This window comes from Bacillus cereus group sp. MYBK139-1 (assembly GCF_051916915.1).
GTDB classification, from domain to species: domain Bacteria; phylum Bacillota; class Bacilli; order Bacillales; family Bacillaceae_G; genus Bacillus_A; species Bacillus_A pacificus.
The window spans coordinates 101,478-120,943 of sequence record NZ_JBQAHO010000005.1 but is presented as its reverse complement, the minus strand read 5'-3'; the positions used below and the strand labels follow the sequence as shown (position 1 = coordinate 120,943).

Genomic DNA, 19,466 nt, shown 5'->3' with positions numbered 1-19,466 from the left:
TTAACATTCGTTATATTAAGAGTATAAACTACTCTTTTATATTCTATTCTCTATTGTTCTTTTTGTTCCTTCTCCGTTTTATCGTTCTCTGCATAAATTTCTTTATACATCTTTTCTAATGCATATGGACTTGTAAAGATAATTGTTAACGATTTCCACATATAAATTCTTCTTTGTAATTCTATCCCATACTCTTTACTCACTATATTTTTCACTTCTGGGATATGATCTTCAGTTTGAAATTGTTGCACAGACTTCAATTCATTCGTTTTAAAATCTGTTAAAAATCCTATTACACTTCGCCCATGTTCCTGTGACCTTTCTTCTAAATCAAACTGAATCGAATGAATGAAACCTAAAACGTGAAAGATTTGAGCATGCAACCCGACAGCAGCACGCTGTTCCATTAAGTTGTAGCACTCTCGTTTTAACTCTTCTACCATTTCTAAAAAATTTCTATTAACTTTCATTTTGCCAACAAACATAATTTTTACAATATGAGCGACTGCCCCCATACCTTTTAATACACTCTCTAGAATTTCTACCGCGTCTTCTACATAACCATTTAAAATTATTGAATGAATAAATTCATCTAATACCGCTTGAAACTTTTTAATTAAATGTAAATCACGTAATTCCGGAACATCTTTTCTCAATTGATCCCGGCCTTGAACCCACTTTAAAATTTCTGTCATTTCTTCTTCGTTTAATTCATGATGTTCCATACCATACTTCATTAATAAAATATGATTTTTTAATAAAGATTTTCCTTCTTCGAGATTATCTGCTGTTAATTCATCCACTATTTGCTCTATAGATTTCATCTTTCTCCCCCTATATAAAAAAGCCTCTTAACAGTAATTATACTAAAAACTGTTAAAAGACTTTTTCTATTTTTTCATATAAGGTGCTAATACTCTCAAAATTTCTTCCTTATCCTTCTTTAACTCAAGTGATGTTAACATATCCATCGTTCTCGGCCTAGGTAATTTCACTTGTACCTCACCAACTATTGATGCTGGTCTTTGAGATAAAATAAATACGCGATCCGAAAGCAAGATTGCCTCATCTAAGTCGTGTGTAACCATAACGATTGTTTGCTTCTCTTGGTGCCAAGAGTTTAAAAGCCAGCTATGTACTTCCATTTTTGTAAAAGCATCTAATTTACCAAAAGGCTCATCAAGTAACATAATTGGCTTTTCACATAAATATGTGCGCAGAAAACTAATTCTTTGACGCATACCACCAGACAATTCATCTGGATAATGATCTGCATATTCATCTAGTTCAAACTGCTTTAATGCTTCCATTCCTTCTGTCAGCCTTTGTTTTTTTGGCTTTCCTTCAATTTCTAACGGAAGAACGATATTTTGCAAAGCTGATCGCCACGGTAGTAATAAATCCTGCTGCGGCATATAACTTACAACATCTTGCTCTTGTATTTGCTTATCGTTATACGTTACATTTCCACTTGTTGGATTTTCAACATTTGCAATCATATTTAATAGTGTACTTTTCCCGCAACCACTCGGTCCTACAAAAGAAACGAACTCTCCCTCTCGTATAGAAGCACTAATATTTGCTAATACATTCTTTCCATCGAAAGATTTCACAATATCTTTTATTTGTAATCCACTCATTTTTCACTTGGAAGGAACTCATTTGTAAAGGCATCTTTCACATCAATTTTCTTCTTAATAACTTTGTTATCATATAAGAAATTCATGTAATTCGTCCAAACTTCTTCCTTCTGTACTCCCCACGCTTTTGCATCATCTTGATACTTCGTACTTAACCATTTTTGACTTTCTTGTACTAACTCTTTATTTACATCTGGAACAGCCTTAATTAAAATATCAGCAGCTTCTTTTGGTTCTTTAATTGCAAAATTATACCCCTCTGTCGTTGCACTCATAAACTTTTTCACAAAGTCTTTATCTTGCTTCGTATGTTTTTCACTCGTAATAATAACAGGACTATAGAAATCAAGCGCTGGGTCTAAGTCTTTCACCATAATCGTATTTAACTCTTTTCCTTGGCGCTTCGCTTCAATTCCATCCCATCCGTAATAAATCCATTCAAAGTCTGCATCACGACCAATTGATTTAAAGAAATCTGTTTGTCCTAAGATAATTTTTTCAACTTTATTAAAATCAGCTTGATGTTTCTCCATAATTGTCTTTAATGTAGCTTCTTCTGCTGGTCCTCCCCAGCCTCCATAACGTTTACCTTCAAAATCTTTCGGTGAAATCATGTTATCTTTCTTAAGCGATGCAAAAGCTGAAGTGTTATGCTGAATAATCGCTCCTACCGATACAACGGGAATACCTTCCACACGAGCCAATGTTACATTTTCTTGTGCACTTATTGCGAAGTCAGCTTTTCCTGAAGCTATCATTTGCTCCGCTGTCACATTATCACCAGGCTGAATAATTTCTACATCTAAGCCTTGCTTTTTATAATAATCTTTCGCTTGCGCTACATATAAGCCAGTATGATTCGTATTCGGAAACCAATCTAATACGACTTTTACTTTTTGATCTTTACTTACACTTTCTTCTTTCTTCGCCGGATTACATCCAGCCACACTTACCGCTAATAAGGCAGCCAACATAACTTTTAAACCTTTTTTCATTTCCTGCCGTCCTTTCTATATATCCATGGTGCTGTTATTCTTGCCATAAACTCTACGATAAAATACAGACATAATGTCACCATAACAATAATTGCTGCAACACCAAATACTCGGGCTGTTAAAAAGGATTTCGTAGCCCTTGTAAGCATAACTCCTAATCCTTCACTGGCACCGAGCCATTCTCCAATAATCGCTCCCATTACGCTATATGTAACTGCAATTTTCAAACCGGAGAAAAAGTATGGAAGCACTGCTGGAAACTTTACTTTCTGGTAAACTTGCCATTTCGTTGCCTTCATCGTTTGCAACAACTTCAACATATTTTTATCTACCGTTTGAAAACCTTCTAAAATGCTAAGCGCAATCGGGAAGAAACAAACGAGTATGACTACCATTACTTTCGGTAGCATTCCATATCCAAACCAAATAATAAATAACGGTGCAAGTACAACGATTGGAATCGTTTGTGAAATAACAAGCAACGGATTTATTAAAATACGAAATAAAGGGATAACGTCCATAAGAATTGCAATGCTTGTTCCAATTAAAATCGCAAAGAAAAGTCCAATTATAACCTCCTGCAACGTCTGCAGCGTATTCGGTAATAGTAAATCTTTCATTCCAATTAATTCTTGAACAATGGCAGAAGGCTTCGGTAAAATCCACGGTTCAATTTTAAATAATGAAACAGATCCTTCCCATATCACAATGAGAAGGATAAGCCAAATTGCTGTAATTATTTTAGATTGCTTCTGGTTTTGCATATTCATCACGGTACTTCCAAACTTTTTCATCTATCGTTACACCAGTGCTTGGACGATAATGGATTTTAATAGAAGTAATCACTTCTTCTGCTCCAGCATCCACACAAGCTTGTTGTGCACGTTTAATGATATCAAGAAGTACATCTAATTCTCCTTCCAGCGTTGTTTCCATTGCCCCTACTTCATAACGAACTCCCGATTGTTGTACAACCTCAATTGCTTTATCAACAACAGAATACACATCTTTGTTCTTTGCCTGTGGTACTACTGAAAACGAAATTGTAACTTGTTGTGACATAGTAAAATCCCCCTTATGAAATTAAATTTTAAAACAAGAAAAGGCTTTCCTACTACGTAGGAAAGCCTTGTATGCAAGTTATTATAGAATAACATATGCTACATCACTTTAAGTAACTCCCTACGCTGGCATTATCCAGATCAGGTTGAGGGTCGATGTTTGCTCACATCCTCTCAGCCAATTGGCTCCCCGGTCCTTAATTCGTTTTCATTGTAGCATGATTTATTTTATTGAACAAACAAAAGCATGTATAATCATTTCATTTAACTTTTGAATTCCCCAATTAACTCTTGTAGCTCCTGTGAGAGCCAGCTTAAAGAACTGGCTAATTCAGCAATATCCTGTACAGACATTTCCTGTTCTTTCATACTTTCTTCAACATTACTACTACTATTCGCATACTTATTTGCAATAATTGATAGTTCATTTACAACACGAACAATATTTTGGCTATTTTGCAATATATTATTTGAATTGCTAGAAACAACTCCAACTTGATTGGTAACAGTTTGTGCTGATTTCGAAATTTTTTCAAAGAAAGCACCACTACTTTCAACAAGTTTCATTCCAGACTCTACTTCTTTTGAGGTTTTTTGCATTGAAACAACAGCTTCTTCCGTTCCGGCTTGTGTTTCCCCTATTAATTTTGCTATATCTTTTGCTGATGCTTCCGTCTGCTCTGCTAATTTACGCACTTCATCAGCAACAACAGCAAATCCCTCTCCAGTTTCCTCAGCACGTGAAGCTTCAATAGTAGCATGTAAAGCTAGCGAATTCGCTTGATTTGAAATACTTGTAATTACAGTTACAATATCACTAATTTCTTTTGATCTTACTTCCAAAGAATAAATGATAGAAGATAAATCTTGTACTGCATTTTGTATTATGTTCATTTGATTCATCGTCTGGTCAATAATACCATTTCCTTTTTCTGAATGATGCTTTGTACCTTCAGACTCTTTCGTCATTTGTTTTGCAATATTATTTATCTCTTCCATCCTATCTTCCATTTCATATACAATATCTAAATACTTTGGTACTGACGTTTCTTGCAATTGAACGCCAGCCCTTAACTCAACTATAGAACTTACGATTCCTTGGACTGCCATGCTATTTTCTTTCGTACTCACTGACAATTCTTGTGAAGATGAGGAAACCTGTTCTGCCGTCTGCTTCACTTTATCTATAATTCCTTTAAACTTCTCGATGGTATTATTAAAATACGCATTAATAATACCAATATCATCTGGTCTTTCCTCTAATTTAATACTTAAATCACCTTCACCAACTCTGCGCAATCCTTCACGTAAATCCCGCAATGGAGCAAGTGCGTTACGTACGATTAAGAATTGAATAACAGTTGCAATTAAAACAGAAATACAAATAAACATTAAACCTTGTATAATGAACTTTTCCTTTGTAATAGGAACAATAGAAGCATCTACATCGGCTGCAACAATTGCCACAATATTTCCGTCTCCATCTTTAATTGGCTCTAATATCGTTACCCATGATCCTAATAGATCTTCATATACTACTGTCATATTTGCCTTTTTCGTGCTCATTACCTTATCGTATGCTTTCATCCAAAGATCTGGTTGTTTATAATATTCTCCCGGCCTTACTTCAACAACATTTGCTAACTCTGTAGACAAATCGACGATTAGTAACTCACCTTTTTCGTTTTCTTTTGCTCCAACAATATAGATTTGTCCAACGCTATTCAATTCTTCCGTTGCTTCATCTAATTTCTCTGTTAACTTCTCTCTCTTTTCTCTTTGTGCCACTGGATCCTTTGTAACATCTCTCACTATTTCTTCGTCTAATTTATGTAATACCGTATCTCCTGTTTCAAAAGAATGCCTTTCAAATATAGACATCATGCTATTTTGAAACATGTTAAAACTTAACGCTCCCATAGTACCAACAAGCGTCAAAATAACTAGCACAGTTAACAATACATTCTTTTGAAGAAATGATAGCTTGTGCCAATATTTTTTCATCAACATCACCTTTCTTAATTAACTTAATATAAAGGAAAACTATTAAAATAGAAACCTTATCAACAGCTGATAAGGTTTCTCATTTATTCGCAAATAAAAAAAAGACCAATGAAAAAGCATTGGTCAAGACCAACCCTATCCGTCCGGTAACTGGCTAGCGTAGCCTTTCGGCCTTAGCTCCTGTAGTTTTGCGTCCTAATGTTTCCACCAGTTTGCCTTTCTCGCTGAACGAGTTGAACGATATGGGAGTTCTATGAGAATTACATTATTCTCTATCAAAGATTACAACATAAAAATTAAAATGTCCACCTATTTAGAGATGCAAATGCAAAGTTTTAATGTATTATTTTTTCGAAATAATTTAACAAAGTACGTGAATGTTACATTTCTTGTGTTATATAATAAAAAATGTATATAATACAAGGATTGTTTTGAGTATTTATTTTAATTTTCATTTAAATTAAATTATTCGAATATATCTTAACTAATGAATTTCGGAGGTAGTTTATCATGTTTTGGCTACAATTTCTTACGTTACTACTCTGCATTTTTATTGGCGCACGCCTAGGCGGAGTTGGTCTAGGGGTAATGGGTGGCGTTGGTATGGCAATACTTGTTTTCGTCTTCCACTTACAACCTACAGCTCCTCCTATTGATGTAATGCTTATGATTTTAGCTGTAATTACAGCTGCTGGTGCACTCCAAGCCGCTGGAGGAATGGACTACCTTGTTCATCTGGCTGAGAAAGCATTACGAAAAAATCCAAAACGCATTACATTCTTTGCTCCAATTGTTACTTATTTATTTACACTTTGTGCAGGAACTGGTCACGTTGCTTATTCTGTACTTCCTGTTATCGCAGAAGTCTCTCGCGAATCTGGGATTAGACCAGAACGACCAATGTCAATCGCCGTAATTGCTTCCCAACAAGCAATTACAGCTAGTCCTATCTCAGCTGCAACAGTTGCACTTTTAGCAATGTTAGCTGACTATAAAATCACCTTATTAGATATTTTAAAAGTAAGTATCCCTTCTACTTTCATCGCTTGTATGGTAGCTGCATTTGTTGCTAGCAAAATGGGGAAAGAATTAAATGAAGACCCTGAGTACTTAAAACGATTAAAAGAAGGAATGATCCCTAAGATTGAAGAGAAAAAAGAATTTGTTGGTGTAAAAGGCGCTAAATTATCAGTTATCCTTTTCCTAGTAGGAACTTTTCTTGTCGTACTTCTCGGTTCATTTGAAGCACTTCGTCCAGGATGGATAGTTGATGGGAAGTTAGCCCGTCTTTCCATGCCAAACACAATTGAAATGGTTATGTTAACGATTGCAGCTCTTATTATTATTTTCTGTAAACCAAATGTAGAAAGCATCGTGTCTGGTAACGTCTTTAAAGCAGGGGCAACAGCAGTTGTTGCTATTTTCGGGATCGCTTGGATGGGAGATACTTTCTTTAACGGAAACTTAAATATGATTCAAGGATCCATTCAGCACCTAGTAACAAGTGCACCATGGCTATTTGCCATCGCATTATTCATTCTATCTATTTTACTATATAGCCAAGCTGCAACAGTACGCGCTTTAATGCCCCTTGGATTATCACTCGGTATTCCACCAGCACTACTAATCGCGATGTTCCCTGCAGTAAATGGATACTTCTTCATTCCAAACTACGGAACAATCGTTGCTGCCATTAACTTTGATCGTACTGGTACAACTGGCATTGGTAAATATGTTTTAAATCATAGCTTTATGATTCCAGGCCTAATCGCAACATTCACTTCTATCGGAATTGGAATGCTCTTAATATCAATTATGTTTTAAAGAAAAAGCACAAACCCAAAGTTTTAAAGGGTTTGTGCTTTTTTAATCAAACGTTTGTTTAAATATTTTTAACTGTCCATTCTTCCATTATGTTCTTTACTATTTTTGTGAAGTTTCTTTTTCCTACAAACTCTTATTTACTTCCTCAACTAACTTCTTCGTACTTTCATACGCAGATTCCGCTAAACTAATCGCAGAAATAACAGAAATACCGTCCGCACCTGCTTCTATAACCGAAGCGGTATTTTCAATTGAAATGCCACCTATCCCGACAATCGGTATTGTAATTCCTTGTTCTCTAAAATGAGCTAAACCTTTCGTTCCTTGCACCGCTTTCGTATCTTTTTTCGTACTCGTTGGGAAAATAGGGCCAACACCTAAATAATCCGCTCCATTTTCAATTGCCCAGTGTGCTTCTTCAATTGTATGTGTAGATACACCAACAATTTTATCCCCCATTTTTTCACGAACAGAAGTAATTCCTTCATCATCTTGTCCAACATGCACGCCATCTGCATCTAACTCGAGAGCTAATTCCACATCATCATTTACGATGAATGGTACACCATACTCCTTACAAATTACTTGTAGTTCTTTTGCGAAACAAATACGTTTCTCTCCCGTTAAAGCGCCTTCCCCCTTTTCACGAAATTGAAAAATTGTTATACCGCCTTCAAGTGCATCTCTCAATATTTGTAGTGGATCCTTCGTACAATTGTTACTTCCCATAATAAAATATACGGATAACAACCTAGACATTTCTGCCTTTGAAATACGCGACATTTATTTTCCCTCCTTACTATATAACCTCAATCTTCCCATACTTCTCTATATCACCCGAAGTGGTATTCGCTAACTGATTTAAAAATTCAATTTGGAAACTACCAGGTCCTTTTTCTACTGTCTTAGCAGCTGCTAGTTCCGCGGCTACACCATAAAACGTTAATGCCGCTACCGCTGCCTTTACATAATCCTTTTCTACCGCTACAAATGCTCCTATTACAGAAGTTAGCAAACAACCAGTTCCCGTAACTTTCGTTAAAATAGAGTGACCATTTTGAATAACAATCGTTCGCTCTCCATCTGTAACAACATCTTCTTCTCCAGTAATTACTGCAACTGTATTCAATTCATCCGCTGCCTGCTTTGCAATACTTACGACATTACCATTTCCAGCACCAGCGTCTACCCCTTTAATTTCCCATCTCTCATTAATAACGTTCGCTATTTCAGCTGCATTTCCGCGAATAATTGCTAATTCGATTTCAGCCGGAATATGTCTCGCAACTTCTGTTCGATACGACGTTGCTCCTGCGCCAACTGGATCAAACAGTACTGGTACATTGTTCACATTTGCTGATTTACCAGCAAGTAACATCGCTTCTACTTCTTCAGGACGAAGCGTCCCCATATTTAATACTAACGCTCCAGCAATGCTAGCCATTTCTGCCACTTCTTCTTTTGCATACGCCATTACAGGCGATGCCCCTAACGCTAACAAACCGTTAGCTGTAAAATTTGTTACAACAACATTTGTAATATTATGAACGAGCGGATTAGATTCTCTCACCAAATCCACTACTTTACTAATTTCTTTCATATTCATCCTTCTCATCTCCTAACTATAGTTATGGGAGATACACAAAAAGGCACTTTGCGCGTACGCAAAGTGCCTGAACATGTGCTTTTACACTCTCCCTACGCTGGCATTATCCAACAGGTTCAAATGGTCAATGACGGACTAGTCATACTCTCAGTTTGTATCCACAAACTCCCATGTGTTTAGTATTCTTCTACTTCAAAGTCTACTCTTATTCTAGTAAAATAACAAGTTCTTTACTTTTCTATTTAATATAGAAGCAACTAATAAAACAATACGCATAATAACTATCTATTTCTCACAGTCTCATCATGGTGCATATTATGTTCTGTCACGATCATTCACTTTCAAACAGATGTTATCCCATTAAAAAACGTTCAAATCTGGAGCGAAACTGAATCTCAAGAAGATGTATGCTATAGTTAACGTATGGAAATTTGAAAGGATGTTTTAAATATGTCAAAAAGCGTTGTAATCGCTGAAAAGCCTTCCGTTGCACGAGATATTGCACGTGTACTTAAGTGTGATAAAAAAGGAAATGGCTACCTTGAAGGTAGTAAATATATTGTAACTTGGGCTTTAGGTCATCTTGTTACATTAGCAGATCCAGAAAGCTATGATGTGAAATATAAAAAGTGGAATTTAGAAGATTTACCTATGCTACCTGAGCGTTTGAAATTAACTGTTATTAAACAAACAGGGAAACAATTTAATGCTGTAAAAAGTCAGCTACTTAGAAAAGATGTAAATGAAATTATTGTAGCAACAGACGCTGGGCGTGAAGGAGAATTAGTCGCTCGTTGGATTATTGATAAGGTTCGAATTAACAAACCAATTAAACGTCTATGGATTTCATCTGTTACTGATAAAGCAATTAAAGATGGTTTCGCAAATTTAAAACCAGGTAAAGCATATGACAATTTATACGCTTCAGCAGTTGCACGTTCAGAAGCTGACTGGTATATCGGTCTTAACGCGACTCGCGCTTTAACAACTCGCTTTAATGCCCAGCTGAATTGCGGCCGTGTGCAAACACCTACTGTCGCTATGATTGCTAATCGCGAAGATGAAATAAAGAACTTCAAAGCTCAAACTTACTACGGCATTGAAGCTCAAACAACAAATCAATTAAAACTAACGTGGCAAGATGCAAATGGCAATAGCCGCAGTTTTAATAAAGAAAAAATTGATGGTATTGTAAAAGGTTTAGATAAACATAATGCTACTGTTATGGAAATTGATAAAAAACAGAAGAAATCATTCTCTCCTGGTCTTTACGATTTAACTGAATTACAACGTGATGCCAATAAAAAGTTCGGTTACTCTGCGAAAGAAACATTAAACATTATGCAGAAATTGTATGAACAACATAAAGTGCTAACATACCCTCGTACAGATTCACGCTATATTTCATCTGATATCGTTGGAACACTTCCAGAACGTCTAAAAGCATGCGGTGTTGGAGAGTACCGTTCCTTAGCACATAAAGTATTACAAAAGCCTATCAAGGCTAATAAATCATTTGTTGATGATAGTAAAGTAAGTGATCATCACGCAATTATTCCGACAGAAGGATACGTTAACTTCTCCGCCTTCACAGATAAAGAACGTAAAATTTATGATTTAGTTGTAAAACGTTTCTTAGCTGTTTTATTCCCGGCATTCGAATACGAACAACTAACATTACGCACAAAAGTCGGCCATGAAACGTTCATTGCACGCGGTAAAACAATTTTACATGCCGGTTGGAAGGAAGTATATGAAAATCGCTTTGAAGATGATGATGTAACTGATGACGTAAAAGAGCAGATTCTACCTCACATTGAAAAGGGCGATACATTAACTGTAAAGTTACTTATGCAAACATCAGGCCAAACGAAAGCACCTGCACGCTTTAATGAAGCAACTTTACTTTCAGCAATGGAGAATCCTACAAAATATATGGATACGCAAAATAAACAACTTGCTGATACGTTAAAATCGACTGGTGGATTAGGTACTGTAGCAACGCGTGCTGATATTATTGACAAGCTATTCAATTCGTTCTTAATTGAAAAACGCGGTAAAGATATTCACATTACATCAAAAGGCCGTCAGTTACTTGATTTAGTACCAGAAGAGTTAAAATCACCTACATTAACTGGTGAGTGGGAACAAAAGCTAGAGGCAATTGCAAAGGGTAAACTGAAAAAAGAAGTATTCATTTCCGAAATGAAAAACTATACGAAAGAAATTGTTTCTGAAATTAAATCGAGTGATAAAAAATATAAACATGACAATATTTCAACAAAGTCTTGTCCAGATTGCGGTAAACCAATGCTAGAGGTAAACGGCAAAAAAGGAAAGATGCTCGTTTGCCAAGACCGTGAATGTGGTCATCGTAAAAATGTATCTCGTACAACAAACGCTCGTTGTCCGCAATGTAAGAAAAAATTAGAATTACGTGGTGAAGGTGCTGGACAAATCTTCGCATGTAAATGTGGCTATCGCGAGAAATTATCGACATTCCAAGAGAGACGTAAAAAGGAATCTGGAAACAAAGCTGATAAGCGCGACGTTCAAAAATATATGAAACAGCAGAAAAAAGAAGAAGAACCATTAAATAACCCATTCGCAGAAGCATTAAAAAAATTAAAATTTGATTAAATAAAAAAGGTTCCTACCTCTATCGGTAGGAACCTTTTATTATTAATGAATAATTTTACTTCCTTTTGCATTCTCAACAAATTTTTCACTTGATTTGTTAATTGGTGTTTTCAATAATAACGCAGCAACAATCATAACTACTACGAAAGCACTTAACACAAGTAAATCTCGCGTTACGATATCCCAAAGCATTCCGCCTACTGTTTCACGAATTGCACTAATTGCGTATGTGAACGGTAAGAACGGATAAATTGCTTGGAAGAACGCTGGTGTCATTTGAATTGGGAATGTTCCGCCCGATCCTGCTACTTGCAGTACAAGTAAAATAATCGCCATCGATTTCCCAACGTTTCCGAAAATAGAAACGAGTGAGTATACGATACAAACGAAGACTCCACCAATAAATAAACTAAATAATACAAACCAGAACTTATCGACTACGTACGTACCGAGTAAGAATATATCTCCCATTGATACGATAAACGCTTGTGAAAGACCTATCGTTAAGAATGTTAATAAACGTCCGAAGTAAATTTCATGGCTCTTATAATTCGCGCCTTCTTCGTGTACTTCTACTGTTAATAATGAAACCATTAATAATGCGCCTACCCATAATGCAAGCACTGTATAGAATGGTGACATCGCTGAACCGTAGTTTGGCATCGCAAATAACTTATTCTCTTTTAAATTGACTGGATTCGCGAAGTAATCACTTTGCTTCTCAACATCGTTTTTCAATAAGCGTATGATATCTTTTAAATCCTCTTCAGATTCAAAATCACGAATTTTATCTGCCAATTCTTTAATCTTTTTCTCAGTAGCTGGCATTTCAGCTTTAATATCTGCTAATTTCTTTTTACCATCTACTAAGCCTTTTGATGAATCTTCTAGTATTTTTTTAACATCCGGAAGCTTTTTGTCTGCTTCTTTTAAAATTTGAGATGTGTTTTTAGACATCTCTTTCGTACGAGCAATAGCCGCATTGAAATTTGGAGTGATTTCTGAATCATATTTAGCTAAAATGTCACCAATTTGACCCGAAACGCTCTTAGATACTTCATTAATACTCTCAATAACATCTGCCGCTGGTTTTTGACCTTTATTAATAGCGTCAATTCCTTTATCTGTTAAATCGATTCCTTTTTGAAAACCATCTTTTACTTTATTCAATTTAGAAATCATGTTGTTCATGTTCTTATCACTATTTGCATCTGCTAAAACTTTATTCGCATTTTCCATAACGGGAATCATATCGTTAACTAAATTTCGCCCCGCTTTGAACTGCCCATTTAAATCATTTAAAGCTACTTTTGTCGAATCTAGTCCGTTGACACCTTTATTATTTAAGTCTTCTCTCGCTTTTCCAAGCTCCGTTTTTAATCTGCTGTAATCATTTACAGCCTTATCATATTTTTCTCTACCATTGTCTAATATCTGATTAGTTTTGTTTATTTCTTGATTTAAATTCTGTTGCGCATTTCCAACCTTATCTTTTAATTGTTCAGCCGTACTTACCGCTTTTTCAAAATCTGCTACGAACGTTGCATTATAATCTGCCTCCGCTTGGTTTACCAAATTATTTATTGCATCTAACTTTTTATTAGTAGCATCCCTTACATCTTGTTTCACTTCTTGCCCTGTACCTATAATATTAGCGATATCTTTAACGCCGCCATTTGCATTTTCTATAGCTGATTTAAGATTCGTTAATTTATCTATTCGTTTTTGGAAGAAGTCTTTTCCAGAATCAGTTGGTGCAGATTCTTTAAATTTAGTAAAGACATCAATTAAATATGAAACACTATCCACACGACCTTGAAGATTCTCAGAAACCTTATTAAGATCTTGTTTCGCTTTTTCCGGGTCAAAATTACCATTTTGTAACCCGTTTATAACTCCTTGTGCATAAGTTGTTCCAACACGTATTGAGCCGAATACATTATTTACAGTTTGATCAATATTTTTAGCAATATCTTTATACAATTGACCATTCACCTGCGGTAGTTCTGGTATCTGTGGAATAGTTATATCAGGCAACACCGGGAATGTAGCCGGATCTGGAAGCACCAGATTGAAATCAACAGATGGATTTTTTAAGAAATCCGTAATCGCCGCCGCACCATTCAAACCTGTTTGCATTGCAATTAGATTATTCTTAATAGTTCCCGGAGCACGATTCAATGTTTCATCATTTCTCGCAAAGAACGCATCTAAACTCTTAAGTGTATCCTGCCCATCATTAATAACACTCTCTACAACCGGCAATTCTTTCTGCGCTACTTTCACAACATCCTCTGCTCGAGTCGCATCATCTAACGCCTTATCCATAAGTGTATTCATTTCTGGGAACTGCGCTTCTAGTTTAAATACAAGATCTTTTACTTTCTCGATACTTGGTAAGTTTGTTTCTAAATCGATTCCAAGGTCATTGAAGATTTTAAAAATCTCACCGTTCGCTGTTTTAACAAAGTTTTTACTAATTTCTTCTGTAATACCTGATGCACCTTTTGCTGTAATTTTCGGTGCAATCGCATTTACCTTTTCATTTACATAGTAATCAAGTTCTGGTTTCTGTGGATTTTCATCCAGAACAGTTGCAATCTTTTCAGAGAAATCTTTTGGGATTGTAATGCTTGCATAGTAATCCCCGCGTTCAACTCCGTAAATTGCTTGTTTTTCATCTACAAATTTCCAGCCAAGATTTTTATTTTTCTTCAGAGAATCTACAATCTCGTTCCCGATATTGATATCTTTTCCTCTTAAATTAGAGCCTGCATCTTGGTTAGAAACTGCAATGGGAACTTCTTTTGTATTTCCGTATGGATCCCAGGAAGCTTTAATGTTAAACCATGCATATAACGATGGTAAAATCATTAACCCTACAACAATAACAATTGCAGCCCAATGTTTCGCTACATTCCGTAAATCTGTCTTATAAATACGCCAAATTTGTTTCATAGAAGTTATCACCTAATTATATATTTTTCCTTCTTTAGAAAATGATACATACATTTTGCAATTATATCACTTTCTACATCGTGGATTAACCAAAAACGAACTATTTTTTCCCATTAACTTTGACTTACTACATTATATAACGAAGTCAGTCAAAGTATGAATACAAAATGACCAAATCGGTTTTACATTCAATAATAACAAATATATAGGAAATGTCATAAAAAATACAAGTATTTTCTCTTGGAAATACTTGTATTCCTAAAAAAACCCTCACAGCTTTTTATCATCTGTGAGGATTTCTTCTATTATATATCTACTTGTACTTCTACACCGAAATGATCTGAAATTACATTTCGGTTTGTACCATTAAAAATAACTTTTGAAGAACGAACTTTTTCACTTCGGTTACACAATATTAGATCGATTCGCAAATTATGTTTATTTTCATCCCAACCAGCAATCTCACCTTGAACAGTTGTTCCTTCATCCTTCTCTATTGCTAGTTCATATGTGTCGTGCAAACCTTTTTGCATCATATATTCATAACCCTCCCCTTGCAAACGAGCGTTATTATTAAAATCACCCATTAAGAAGGAAAGTTCATTGCTATCTACACGCTCCATCAAACGATTCACTTGATCTTTAAATGATTCTTCTTCATCATCCCACCAACCGAGGTGGCAAGAGTAAAACGTGATGTTCTTACCATTATAAACAATTGTTGCACTTACAATTTTGCGTGTTTTCCAATACGTTGTATCCTTATTTTCTGAAATAAAGAACGTATCTTCTTTTACAACATTATGCTTCGTTATAATCGCTAATCCTTCTTCATACACATCATAACCAATATGAGAGAAATCCCAAGTAATATTGTAATCTTTTACATGTAACGCTTTTAACTCTTCTAATAGTAAAAGTCCAAAATTATCTTCTTTCTTGTTACCGCATACATTTTTAGCCCCTATCGACTGACTTACTTCTTGCAATGCGATGACATCGTACTCTTCTTCTTGAATGACTTTAGCAAGATATTTTATCTTTTCTATTTGATTTTCTTCTTGCCAAGAGTGACAGTTTAAAGTTAGCAATTTCATATTATTACGCACCTAACATATCTTGAATGTCTGACTTTAATACGTCAGCTTTCGGACCATATACAGCTTGTACACCTTTATCTTTTACGATAAGTCCTAAAGCACCATTTTGTTTCCACTGTGCTTCTGGTGCAACAATATCTAAATCTTTTACTGTTACACGTAAACGTGTCATACAAGCGTCTACGTCAGCAATATTTTCTTTTCCACCTAATAAATCAATAACCTTTGTTGCTAATGAACCATCTTGTACATTTCCTGTTCCTTCTGATGACTCATCTTCGTTATCAATATAGTTACCTGCACGTCCTGGTGTTGGTAAGTTGAACTTTTTAATTAAGAAATTGAATAGTGTAAAGTTCAGACCGAAGAATACTAATGAAACGATAACGAAATTGATTAAATCTCTAGTTAGTCCTGCATTCACCATCATCGGTGTACGAGTGATTAGCTCAATAAATCCGAATGCGTGAACACGTAAGTTAATTAAGTCTGCTAATGCGAATGCAAGTCCTGTTGTAATTGCATATACAACATATAATACTGGAGCAATAAACATGAACATGAATTCAATTGGTTCTGTTACACCTGTTAAGAATACTGCTAACGCTGCTGATAAGAACATTGGTTTATATTTTGCGCGTTTTTCTTTATCAACATTACGGAACATTGCGAATGCAATACCCATTAACGCTGCTGATGAACCGATAACTTGTCCAGCTTTGAAACGAGCTGGTACAACATTATTTAGTAGATCGTTATATGCTTTTGTATCTCCATTTGCTAATAAGTTATTTAAATCTGTAATCCATGCAAGCCATAAAGGATCTTGTCCTGCTACAACTTGTCCAATTTTTGAGCCAGTTAACATCGTATATGTTCCGCCCAGCTCTGTGTAGTTCATCGGAATCGTTAACATATGGTGTAAACCGAATGGTAATAGTAAACGCTCTAACGTTCCATATACAAATGGTGCAACAACTGGTGCACTATCTTTTGAAGCTGCAATCCAGCGACCAAATTCATTTAATCCACTTTGAATGAATGGCCATAAAAGTGATAATACAATTGCAGTTACTGTAGACCAAACAATTACAACGAATGGTACGAATCGTTTTCCGTTAAAGAATGCTAATGCCTGTGGCAATTTGTTATAGTTATAATATTTGTTATATAAAGTAGCTCCTAAGAAACCTGTGATAATCCCTACGAAAACTCCCATGTTTAATGCTGGTGCACCAAGTACAGAAGTAAAGTAATCTTTTACAATTAAATCTCCTGCTAATACTGAAGAAACTTTCGCTTTTGAATCCGCTAACATTTCAGCGTTTACGCCAAATATAGCTCCTGTAATTCTATTCGTTAAGACAAATGCTAATAGCGCTGCAAATGCACCACCTGCGCGATCCTTTGCCCAAGATCCCCCAATTGCTACCGCGAATAAAATGTGCAGATTTGTAATAATTGCCCAACCGATGTCTTCCATTACGCGAGCGATCGTATGAACTGCGTTAATATCCCCAGCAGACATCCCAATTAACTTACCGATAGAAATCATTAAACCAGCTGCTGGCATTACAGCTACAACAACTAATAACGCTTTCCCGAACTTTTGCCAAAAATCAAAAGACGTAATTTTCATCTGTTCTTCCTCCCCTTTATTTATAACAACATAATGATTTAAATTATAATTTCTATTCCCTTTATGAAAACGATTCCTCATTTTAATTTGTTTTTATCCCTTTACGCAACCGTTTTCATAAATCTATTTTAATAAAAGCGTTTTCACTTTGCAATAGAAATTTATTTTTTTTCATAAAAAAAGATGCTCTAAGAGCATCCTTTTTTATTATGAAATACGATAAACCCTTGTTTCATAAGGCTTTAACGTGATTGTAGTTACTTGTTCATGTTCCGCAACTTCATAGTTATTTAAAAGCAAACGTTTGCGTTCTAGTCCGAATGACTCCTTATTATATACAGCTTCCTCTTTTGAGATATTACTAATTACAATGATTTTTTCATCGTTTAAAGTACGAGTATATGCATAAATTTGCGGATCATCTTCTAAAATTAAATCGTACGTACCGTAATTCAGTACATCGTGCTCTTTTTTCAAGGCAATCATTTTCTTATAGAAATTGAAAATAGAGTTCTCTTCATTCTTTTGCTTTTCAACATTAATTTCTTTGTAGTTTGGATTCATCCCAAACCAAGTTGTACCTGTTGTGAAGCCAGCATTCATCTCATCGTTCCACTGCATAGGTGTACGTGAATTATCGCGGCAAGACGCCCATATAATTTCCATCATATCTTGATGTGATACGCCCTCTGCAATTTTCTCGCGATATAAATTTTTAATTGCTACATCATCGTAATCTTCAATATTTGGGAACTGAACATTTGTCATCCCAATTTCTTGTCCTTGGTAAATGAATGGTGTACCATGCATAAAGAAATACATTGCCCCTAGAGCTGTTGCACTTTCACGCCAATATTGTTTATCATCTCCCCAAGTTGAAACGATACGTGGCTTATCGTGATTCTCAATATATAAAGCATTCCATCCTTTATTTTCTAGACCTTTTTGCCATTTCGTTAATACTTTTTTCAACCCTACAACATCAAGATCTTTCTTCTTTTCTGCATCCCATAAGCTTAAATGTTCGAATTGGAATACCATATTGAACTTACCTTGTTCTTCTCCAACCCAAAGCTCAGCATCTTCAATCTTAACACCATTCGCTTCACCGACAGTCATAATATCGTACTTAGAAAATGTATTTTCTTTTAACTCTTCTAATAAAGGTTGAATACCATCCACATTCATATGTTTATCAAAAGATGGTACATACTTTAGTTCTTTTGGATTTGGCATATCTTTAAAGCCATCTTCTTTTTTAATATGGCTGATCGCATCCACACGGAAACCATCAATTCCTTTATCAAGCCACCAATTAACTGTATCGTATAACACTTCGCGAACTTCTTTATTCTCCCAGTTTAAATCTGGTTGTTTACGTGAGAATAAGTGTAAATAATATTGTCCTGTTACTTCATCGTATTCCCATGCCGAACCATTAAAAATACTTTCCCAGTTGTTTGGTTCCGCACCATCTTTACCATCATGCCAAATATACCAATCACGCTTCGGATTGTCTTTAGATGAACGAGACTCAATAAACCATGGATGTTCATCACTTGTATGATTAATAACTAAATCAATAATAAGCTTCATATCACGCTTATGAACTTCATCTAGTAAAGCATCAAAGTCTTCCATCGTACCAAACTCATCCATAATATCTTGATAATCACTAATGTCATAACCATTATCATCATTAGGTGACTTATACATTGGACAAATCCAAATTACATCTATACCTAAATCTTTTAAATAATCCAGTTTTGCAATAATACCTTGTAAATCCCCAATACCATCACCATTTGAATCCATAAAGCTACGTGGATAAATTTGATAAGCAACCGCTTCTTTCCACCATGTTTTATTCATAGTCATTCTCTCCTTTTGCATCCCATCGGAAATTTTATGCAAACGTTTTCGTAACACTATCATAACAAAATATGAATAGTTTGCAACTGTTTTCATTGAACTCTATGTAGATTCCTTATTCTTATGC

The 19,466-nt window shown here is 35.3% G+C and carries 14 protein-coding genes and 3 riboswitches; of the genes, 2 read left to right on the top strand and 12 right to left on the bottom strand.

Annotated features, from left to right (window positions below):
• Positions 1-50: 50 nt before the first annotated feature.
• The 6 genes from ACTFRS_RS23245 to ACTFRS_RS23220 form a co-directional block, all read right to left on the bottom strand.
• Complete coding sequence (locus ACTFRS_RS23245; RefSeq protein WP_242294340.1) at positions 51-824, bottom strand: hypothetical protein; 774 nt, start codon at positions 822-824, stop codon at positions 51-53.
• 66 nt (positions 825-890) lie between these two features.
• Positions 891-1,640 carry an ABC transporter ATP-binding protein gene (locus ACTFRS_RS23240; RefSeq protein ID WP_139869482.1) on the bottom strand — a complete coding sequence of 250 codons (750 nt, stop codon included), beginning with the start codon at positions 1,638-1,640 and terminating at the stop codon, positions 891-893.
• Entirely contained in the window at positions 1,637-2,635 is a 999-nt protein-coding gene (locus ACTFRS_RS23235) for an ABC transporter substrate-binding protein (RefSeq protein ID WP_139869481.1), read from the bottom strand. Before ACTFRS_RS23235 ends, ACTFRS_RS23240 begins: the two co-directional genes overlap by 4 nt.
• Positions 2,632-3,405: an ABC transporter permease gene (locus ACTFRS_RS23230; RefSeq protein ID WP_139869480.1), complete on the bottom strand. Its 774-nt coding sequence runs from the start codon at positions 3,403-3,405 to the stop codon at positions 2,632-2,634. Before ACTFRS_RS23230 ends, ACTFRS_RS23235 begins: the two co-directional genes overlap by 4 nt.
• Positions 3,377-3,697 (bottom strand): MTH1187 family thiamine-binding protein, encoded by a 321-nt coding sequence (locus ACTFRS_RS23225; protein ID WP_000082897.1) that lies wholly within the window; start codon positions 3,695-3,697, stop codon positions 3,377-3,379. The genes ACTFRS_RS23230 and ACTFRS_RS23225 overlap by 29 nt, the downstream gene beginning before the upstream one ends.
• A gap of 100 nt (positions 3,698-3,797) precedes the next feature.
• Positions 3,798-3,899, bottom strand: a riboswitch (TPP riboswitch).
• A 61-nt stretch (positions 3,900-3,960) separates the two neighbouring features.
• Positions 3,961-5,700, bottom strand: a complete 1,740-nt coding sequence (locus tag ACTFRS_RS23220) for a methyl-accepting chemotaxis protein (RefSeq protein ID WP_242294341.1) — start codon at positions 5,698-5,700, stop codon at positions 3,961-3,963.
• A 142-nt stretch (positions 5,701-5,842) separates the two neighbouring features.
• A riboswitch (cyclic di-GMP riboswitch) is annotated at positions 5,843-5,927 on the bottom strand.
• Between the two features lie 283 nt (positions 5,928-6,210).
• Here ACTFRS_RS23220 and ACTFRS_RS23215 point away from each other — a divergent pair.
• Positions 6,211-7,524: an anaerobic C4-dicarboxylate transporter family protein gene (locus tag ACTFRS_RS23215; RefSeq protein ID WP_000498715.1), complete on the top strand. Its 1,314-nt coding sequence runs from the start codon at positions 6,211-6,213 to the stop codon at positions 7,522-7,524.
• A 123-nt stretch (positions 7,525-7,647) separates the two neighbouring features.
• On the opposite strand, the gene thiE is transcribed toward ACTFRS_RS23215, so the two are convergent.
• Both thiE and thiM read right to left on the bottom strand, forming a co-directional pair.
• A complete protein-coding gene (thiE, locus tag ACTFRS_RS23210) occupies positions 7,648-8,307 on the bottom strand; it encodes a thiamine phosphate synthase (RefSeq protein ID WP_139869478.1) in 660 nt (219 codons plus the stop codon).
• Between the two features lie 16 nt (positions 8,308-8,323).
• On the bottom strand, positions 8,324-9,139 hold the full coding sequence (gene thiM, locus ACTFRS_RS23205; RefSeq protein WP_338134337.1) for a hydroxyethylthiazole kinase: 816 nt from the start codon (positions 9,137-9,139) through the stop codon (positions 8,324-8,326).
• Positions 9,140-9,202: 63 nt separating this feature from the next.
• Positions 9,203-9,312, bottom strand: a riboswitch (TPP riboswitch).
• 268 nt (positions 9,313-9,580) lie between these two features.
• On the opposite strand from thiM, the gene topB reads away from it, so the two are divergent.
• On the top strand, positions 9,581-11,770 hold the full coding sequence (gene topB, locus ACTFRS_RS23200; protein ID WP_139869476.1) for a DNA topoisomerase III: 2,190 nt from the start codon (positions 9,581-9,583) through the stop codon (positions 11,768-11,770).
• A 42-nt stretch (positions 11,771-11,812) separates the two neighbouring features.
• Here the strand turns inward: topB and ACTFRS_RS23195 are convergent, their stop codons facing one another.
• The 4 genes from ACTFRS_RS23195 to ACTFRS_RS23180 form a co-directional block, all read right to left on the bottom strand.
• Positions 11,813-14,728 (bottom strand): YhgE/Pip domain-containing protein, encoded by a 2,916-nt coding sequence (locus tag ACTFRS_RS23195; RefSeq protein WP_318160947.1) that lies wholly within the window; start codon positions 14,726-14,728, stop codon positions 11,813-11,815.
• A gap of 305 nt (positions 14,729-15,033) precedes the next feature.
• Positions 15,034-15,825: an endonuclease/exonuclease/phosphatase family protein gene (locus ACTFRS_RS23190; RefSeq protein WP_139869474.1), complete on the bottom strand. Its 792-nt coding sequence runs from the start codon at positions 15,823-15,825 to the stop codon at positions 15,034-15,036.
• Positions 15,826-15,829: 4 nt separating this feature from the next.
• Entirely contained in the window at positions 15,830-17,467 is a 1,638-nt protein-coding gene (locus ACTFRS_RS23185; RefSeq protein WP_113760207.1) for a PTS transporter subunit IIBC, read from the bottom strand.
• 207 nt (positions 17,468-17,674) lie between these two features.
• Complete coding sequence (locus ACTFRS_RS23180; protein ID WP_318160948.1) at positions 17,675-19,339, bottom strand: glycoside hydrolase family 13 protein; 1,665 nt, start codon at positions 19,337-19,339, stop codon at positions 17,675-17,677.
• Positions 19,340-19,466: the final 127 nt, after the last annotated feature.

Coding starts and splice junctions, on each gene's coding strand:
- ACTFRS_RS23235 (WP_139869481.1), bottom strand. CDS start 2,635: ATGAAAAAAGGTTTAAAAGTTATGTTGGCTGCCTTATTAGCGGTAAGT.
- ACTFRS_RS23225 (WP_000082897.1), bottom strand. CDS start 3,697: ATGTCACAACAAGTTACAATTTCGTTTTCAGTAGTACCACAGGCAAAG.
- ACTFRS_RS23240 (WP_139869482.1), bottom strand. CDS start 1,640: ATGAGTGGATTACAAATAAAAGATATTGTGAAATCTTTCGATGGAAAG.
- ACTFRS_RS23180 (WP_318160948.1), bottom strand. CDS start 19,339: ATGAATAAAACATGGTGGAAAGAAGCGGTTGCTTATCAAATTTATCCA.
- ACTFRS_RS23245 (WP_242294340.1), bottom strand. CDS start 824: ATGAAATCTATAGAGCAAATAGTGGATGAATTAACAGCAGATAATCTC.
- ACTFRS_RS23195 (WP_318160947.1), bottom strand. CDS start 14,728: ATGAAACAAATTTGGCGTATTTATAAGACAGATTTACGGAATGTAGCG.
- ACTFRS_RS23230 (WP_139869480.1), bottom strand. CDS start 3,405: ATGAATATGCAAAACCAGAAGCAATCTAAAATAATTACAGCAATTTGG.
- thiE (WP_139869478.1), bottom strand. CDS start 8,307: ATGTCGCGTATTTCAAAGGCAGAAATGTCTAGGTTGTTATCCGTATAT.
- topB (WP_139869476.1), top strand. CDS start 9,581: ATGTCAAAAAGCGTTGTAATCGCTGAAAAGCCTTCCGTTGCACGAGAT.
- ACTFRS_RS23190 (WP_139869474.1), bottom strand. CDS start 15,825: ATGAAATTGCTAACTTTAAACTGTCACTCTTGGCAAGAAGAAAATCAA.
- ACTFRS_RS23220 (WP_242294341.1), bottom strand. CDS start 5,700: ATGAAAAAATATTGGCACAAGCTATCATTTCTTCAAAAGAATGTATTG.
- ACTFRS_RS23185 (WP_113760207.1), bottom strand. CDS start 17,467: ATGAAAATTACGTCTTTTGATTTTTGGCAAAAGTTCGGGAAAGCGTTA.
- thiM (WP_338134337.1), bottom strand. CDS start 9,139: ATGAGAAGGATGAATATGAAAGAAATTAGTAAAGTAGTGGATTTGGTG.
- ACTFRS_RS23215 (WP_000498715.1), top strand. CDS start 6,211: ATGTTTTGGCTACAATTTCTTACGTTACTACTCTGCATTTTTATTGGC.